We start from the raw sequence: 663 nt of genomic DNA, 5'->3' as shown, positions 1-663 counted from the left end.
GCGGCGACGAGGTCGGCGGCCAGGGCGAGGTCGGCCCCGGTCCGTATGCCCGCGTCCCGCCGCGCGGCGGCGGTCGCCCGGCGCTGCCAGCGCCGTATGCCGTACGCGGCGGCGAGTCCCGCCACGACGCCGACCGCTCCGCCGACGAAGATGAGCACCGCGGCCCCCGCAAGCAGCCCCGGCCCCCACCGCACGACCGCCGCCCGCAGCCGGCCCACGCCCGGCTCCCGCCCGGAGCCGGGCCGGCCGGCCCCCTCGGGCCGCACGGGCCGTTCGGGCGGGCCCGGCACGGCGGGCCACCGGCGACGGGAGGTGCGTGCGCGCCAGGACGCGCGGGCGGCGTCCGCCGTGCAGTACGCGGCGGCCAGGACGGAAAGCGCCGTCCACAGGCTGTGGATGAATTCAGCGCGCATGCGCACCCCGCACGATCCGGCCCGTCCAGGCCAGCCCCGCCCACTCCAGCAGGCAGCCCGCCGCCAGGCAGAGCAGTCCCGCGGGCGTGTGCAGCAGCACCCGCAGCGGCGCGGCGCCGAGCGCCGTGCCCATCAGCAGCCCGAAGCCGGGCAGCAGGGCGAGCAGCAGCGCCGTCGCCCGCGGGCCGGCCAACTGGGCCCGCAGCTCGTCCCGTTCGTCCAGCGCCGCGCGCAGCGCCGACGCCGCGCC

The 663-nt window shown here is 80.8% G+C and carries 2 pseudogenes; both read right to left on the bottom strand.

The window, feature by feature from the left end:
* Positions 1 to 413 (bottom strand): annotated as a pseudogene (locus tag ABD317_RS37515) (type II secretion system F family protein); the annotation flags it as partial.
* Positions 403 to 663, bottom strand: a pseudogene (locus ABD317_RS37510) (type II secretion system F family protein); the annotation flags it as partial. The pseudogenes ABD317_RS37515 and ABD317_RS37510, both read right to left, overlap by 11 nt.

Origin of the sequence: Streptomyces synnematoformans (genome assembly GCF_039531005.1) — a bacterium.
GTDB classification, from domain to species: Bacteria; Actinomycetota; Actinomycetes; order Streptomycetales; family Streptomycetaceae; genus Streptomyces; species Streptomyces synnematoformans.
The sequence above is the reverse complement of the archived record's forward strand: the minus strand, read 5'-3'. Positions and strand labels throughout refer to the sequence as shown.